Annotated in this window: 3 protein-coding genes and 1 pseudogene; 2 read left to right on the top strand and 2 right to left on the bottom strand. The window is 50.9% G+C overall.

Translation table 11 applies throughout. From position 1 onward, the window contains the following. A pseudogene (locus tag JX312_RS09410) lies at window positions 1-465 on the top strand (hypothetical protein); the annotation flags it as partial. Here the strand turns inward: JX312_RS09410 and JX312_RS09405 are convergent. After that, window positions 398-2,776: a TIM-barrel domain-containing protein gene (locus JX312_RS09405; RefSeq protein ID WP_204457818.1), complete on the bottom strand. Its 2,379-nt coding sequence runs from the start codon at window positions 2,774-2,776 to the stop codon at window positions 398-400. The pseudogene JX312_RS09410 and the gene JX312_RS09405 sit on opposite strands and share 68 nt — an antisense overlap. Window positions 2,777-2,789: 13 nt before the next feature. Further along, window positions 2,790-3,986 (bottom strand): saccharopine dehydrogenase family protein, encoded by a 1,197-nt coding sequence (locus tag JX312_RS09400; RefSeq protein ID WP_123403856.1) that lies wholly within the window; start codon window positions 3,984-3,986, stop codon window positions 2,790-2,792. A 357-nt stretch (window positions 3,987-4,343) separates the two neighbouring features. Here JX312_RS09400 and JX312_RS09395 point away from each other — a divergent pair, with 357 nt between their 5' ends. Continuing rightward, entirely contained in the window at window positions 4,344-4,742 is a 399-nt protein-coding gene (locus JX312_RS09395; RefSeq protein ID WP_204457817.1) for a two-component regulator propeller domain-containing protein, read from the top strand. The last annotated feature ends 68 nt before the right edge of the window (window positions 4,743-4,810 follow it).

Raw genomic sequence — 4,810 nt, 5'->3', positions numbered from 1 at the left:
CTTCTTAAATATTCTCAGGCGGCTGTGGTCACATCCGGCACCGCCACTCTCGAGACCGCGCTTATAGGCACGCCGCAGGTGGTGGTATATCGAGCCAACGGGGTGAAACTTTCCTACCGGATAATGGAGAAACTTCTCAAAGTCAAATATGTCTCTCTTCCCAATCTTATCGTGGGAAACAGCGTGGTGCCGGAGCTGCTTGTGCATAACTGCACGGTAGAGTCGATAACGCGTGAGTTGTCGCCGATACTTCAGCCTTCACCGCGCCGCGAGTGGCAGATAGCCGGCTACCGCACAATGCAGAGAAAGCTCGGCAACTCCGTGGCTTCGGAGTATGTTGCCGAGCTTATAGCCGATTCGCTGGGAGTCTCGGAGAGAGTCCCGGCTGAGGATGATGCTAAACCGCAGACACACAAACGGAATCGCCGCAGAAAACAACCTCGACGCGAAGAGTCCGCGTCTTAGCGTCATATTCCCATTCTCCTCCTGTTACTTTTTTCGGTGATTTTATGCCTGTGATTTCCAATGAAATGGTCTGTCTGGCGGGCATACCTTCATAGCTTCCTTCAGAGTCTATGGTGACAACGGTCTCTTCGCCGTTCTGCCATCNTTTGAACGTGGTGAGGCGATAATATCCGTTTTCTATCGATTCCGGATCTTTCCTGTTGTCTTCGAAGAGGGTATAGGATGTTTCTTCACGTGCGGGGAAATATTTGACTGTAAGCTTGGAAGGGTCATATTCCGTTACGTTGGAGATAGGCTGCATATACTGCGGAACAAAACTTCCCGCCTTCACGAACAGGGGAAGTGTGCCGAGCGGTGCCTGCACCGTGGCTGTTGAGCCTCCCTTGTATCTGAGACGTGTGTCGTTCCAATTGATCCATTCACCTTCGGGAAAGATTACTTTGCGGGAGCGTGCTCCTTTGTTGAGCACGGGCGCGACAAGAATTTCGCTGCCCCATAGATATTCGTCCTGCACATTAGCGAGTCTGTCATCGCTGCCGCCGGTGAAATTAAGCGGGCGGGCGAGAGGGAATCCTTTGGTGGTGTTCTCATAGGCGAGGGTGTAGTTATACGGAAGCCATTCATAACGCATCCGTATAAACCGCCTGATTATATTCTCCTGTGCGGGATAATGATATGGTTCCGGACGGTATTGGGCGTGCGTGCGCAGAACGGGTGAGAAGACTCCCGCCTCAATCCAGCGCACATATAGCTCGGGATCATAGGGGTGTGCGGGGTCTACCGCGAATCCGCCGATGTCGGAACCCATGTAGCCCAGTCCCGACAGTCCGGAGTTAAGCATGAGATTTACCTGCGGCTGCAGACCGCCCCATGACCGCGAGACATCCGTTGTCCACGGGAACACCGAATATCGTTGCAGCCCGGCTGTGCCGCCGCGCATGAGAAGCATCGGGCGAATGTCGGGAAAATCCTTCCTCATGCCTTCATATATAAGTCGACTCCATTCATTGCCGTAGACGTTGTGATATTGCGATGCGGTCTGACCGTTGGCATGCATGATCGTGAGCGGATGAACTTCCGGCTCCCCGAGGTCTCCCCACCATCCGGCAAGTCCTTCGGCAGTAAGAGGCTTAAGCCGGTTCCAGAGCCATTCCCTTGTGTCAGGATTGGATATGTCAAGCATACCGGCGTCACCTACCCATGTCGAGACATCATGTGTGTTGCCCTCGGAATCTCTGGCGAGCATCCCTTTCGAGGATAAAAGATTGTAATTGTCGATAGCTCCGTTCTTGTTGACATAGGGCTGTGAGATAAGGATCGTGTTGACACCCATTGCGTTCAGGGAGTCAAGCATCTTCCTGTGGTCGGGAAACTGCTCCTTGCTCCAGGCAAGACGCCCCATGTCTTTTTCCACTCCGTACCAGTAAAGGTCAAAGACGATGCCGTCAAGCGGATAACCACGGGTCTTCAGTGAATCTACCGCGCCGAGTGCTTCCTGCTGGTTATGGTAGCCGTATTTCGAGGTTATATATCCCAATGCCCAGAACGGGGGGAGATTCTGGCGTCCGGTCAGGAGCGTGTAGTTGCCTGTGGTTCCGGCGAGTGTCCCGTTGCCGTTGATGAAATAGTAAGAAAGAGGCAGGGGAGTGTCGGATGTGTATGTTATCCGGTCTCCGAGGTGGAGTGTGGATGCGTTGTAGTCATCGAAAAGCACACCGTATCCGCGGTCTGACGCAAAATAGGGAATTGTTATTCCCATCTGTGTGATACGCGGGTCTCCTGCCGTGTAACCGTAGTTCTGCCTGTTGTACATCACAAGGGTGTCGCCGTTGAGTCTCAGCGAATGTCCGCGCTCCCCGGCTCCGTAATAATTCTCTTTCCCTACGGGGGTGAAAGATATGTTTTTTGTGTCTTTCGCGTTGCAGACTCCCGATGCTTCGGAAAGGAGTGTGTCGCCGGCAAGGTCGGTGAACACTGTTTTTCCAGTGCGGCGGTTTACCCTCACGATGGTCGTGGAGCTTGTCAGCATAAATTCGTCAGGGGTGACGGAGGCGATTGCCCCGCCCTGTGCCGGAGCGAGAACTGCCGCCTGCGACTTGGGAATGTCAAGTCGTTCTTTCCCTGAAGGAATGGTGGTGATGCGGAAAATGTCTCTGTTTATCGGAGTGACTGCAACGGTCTTGCCTCCTGCTTTCACAAGATATGTTTCCCCCTGTTTCGTTATTGGTCCTGACGGGTGAAGAACCTCCGCCATAGACAAAGCGGCAAGGATACACCCTGCCGCCGATATGGTCAATATTCGTTTGTTCATTTATGAGATGCAGTTAGAATTCAAGGTCGCCGTTCTCGATGACATGCCAGGGAAGACCTGACGCGGCGAGCTTTTCAAGGAATGGATCGGGATCGAACTCCTCTACGTTGTGCACGCCGGGCATCACCCATTTGCCGGTGAGGAACATATACGCTCCTACCATTGCCGGAACACCGGTGGTGTAGCTGACTGCCTGTGCGCCGGTCTCTTTGTAGGCTTCCTGATGCGAGCAGTTGTTGTAGATGTAATATGTCGAATCCTTCCCTTCTTTGTCAAGACCGCTTATGCGGCAGCCGATGGAGGTCTCGCCGGTATAGTTCTCTCCGAGCGAGCCGGGATCGGGCAATACGGCTTTGAGGAATTGTATCGGCACTATCTCCTGCCCGTTATACATCACCGGGTCGATTCTCGCCATGCCTATGTCCTGGATAACGCGGAGGTGGGTGAGATATTCCTGACCGAAGGTCATCCAGAAACGGGCGCGACGGATCGAGGGGAAGTTGAGGACAAGGCTCTCAAGTTCTTCGTGATAGAGCAGGTATGATTCGCGCTCGCCGATATTGGGATAGTTGAGTGGCTTGTGGATCTCGAGATTCTCTGTCTCTACCCATTTGCCGTCTTCCCAGTATTTGCCTTTCTGGGTTATTTCGCGGATATTGATTTCGGGATTGAAGTTTGTGGCGAATGCTTTGCCATGGTTGCCGGCGTTGCAGTCAACGATGTCAAGATAACGCATCTCCGAGAAATGGTGCTTGGCTGCGTAGGCTACGAAAATGGCTGATACTCCCGGGTCGAAACCGCATCCGAGAATGGCGGTCAGACCGGCTTCCTCGAAGCGTTTGCGGTATGCCCACTGCCATGAATATTCGAAATGAGCCTCATCCTTGGGCTCGTAGTTGGCGGTGTCGAGGTAATTGACACCGCATTTCAGACATGCCTCCATGATGGTGAGATCCTGATAGGGGAGGGCGACGTTGATGCAGATGTCCGGGCGGTGACGGTTGAAAAGTTCCACCAGCTCTTCGACTGAGTCTGCGTCTACTCTGTCTGTGACAATATTCTTCGCACCGATCTCTGCCGCGATTTTGTCGCATTTCGATTTTGTACGGGATGCGAGCACAATCTCATTAAAAACTTCCGGATTCTGTGCGCATTTGTGGGCTACCACTGTGCCAACGCCTCCGGCGCCGATTATAAGGACTTTTCCCATTTTTTTATTGTTTACTTGATATGTTTGCTGCAAATATACGAAGAATTCGCGAGATTATGGCAATAAATGGGGAATAAAGTAATGTGTTGAGAGTTAGGAAAGATCGGCGTTGTTCGTCCGAATGGTGCTTTCGGCGGAAAATTCGGTTTTTGGAAGGGTTAGGAGATAGAATCGCTACCTATCCGTTGCCTTTTTTCTATCCGGAATCCGGTCTTGAAGACGGTTTTGCCGATGGATGATTATCCCTGTCTTATGTCATAGAACCCGCTTGTCAGGCATCTTTGCTATTATGCTATTATTAAAGTTTTTGAGCTGTAAAGCCTCTAATTTCGAGAAATTTGCTAACTTTGCAGTATTATGGGTGATTATATGCCAACCTCGCTAAAGGGCACTAAGAACGGGCTGTTTATTACAGTGGTTGTCATGGTTTTTCTGTTTTTTGCACAGAAAGGCTATGGAAGTCAGCATGTAATTTCAGAAGTTCTGCGTATTGACAACTCGACGGGGCTCAGTAGTCAGAAGGTGTATTCGCTTGCTGAAGATGCGTCAGGAGCTATCTGGATAAGTACCAAGTCGGGGGTTGACAGGTATAATGGCAGGATTCTAAAGAATTACTCGCTTGAAAGCAACTCATTCTATGGCGATAGAGCCGGTCGCATTATTCGGCTGTATCACAATGAAGGCGATTTGTATGCCTACGAAAGTACGGGCAAAATTCACAAATATTCACCCGTATATGACTCGTTTATTGTCTAGTCCGGAAAAGTGTTGACCGTCAGATTCAACATTTTTTAGTAAAATGTGTGAAGAAAACAAAAAATTCT

This window comes from Barnesiella sp. CU968 (assembly GCF_905219685.1).
Lineage (GTDB): Bacteria > Bacteroidota > Bacteroidia > Bacteroidales > Muribaculaceae > Lepagella > Lepagella muris_A.
The sequence above is the reverse complement of the archived record's forward strand: the minus strand, read 5'-3'. Positions and strand labels throughout refer to the sequence as shown.

What these genes read in the sequence shown, in the direction of transcription:
- JX312_RS09395 (WP_204457817.1), top strand. Translation starts at nt 4,344, where the DNA reads ATGGGTGATTATATGCCAACCTCGCTAAAGGGCACTAAGAACGGGCTG.
- JX312_RS09400 (WP_123403856.1), bottom strand. Translation starts at nt 3,986, where the DNA reads ATGGGAAAAGTCCTTATAATCGGCGCCGGAGGCGTTGGCACAGTGGTA.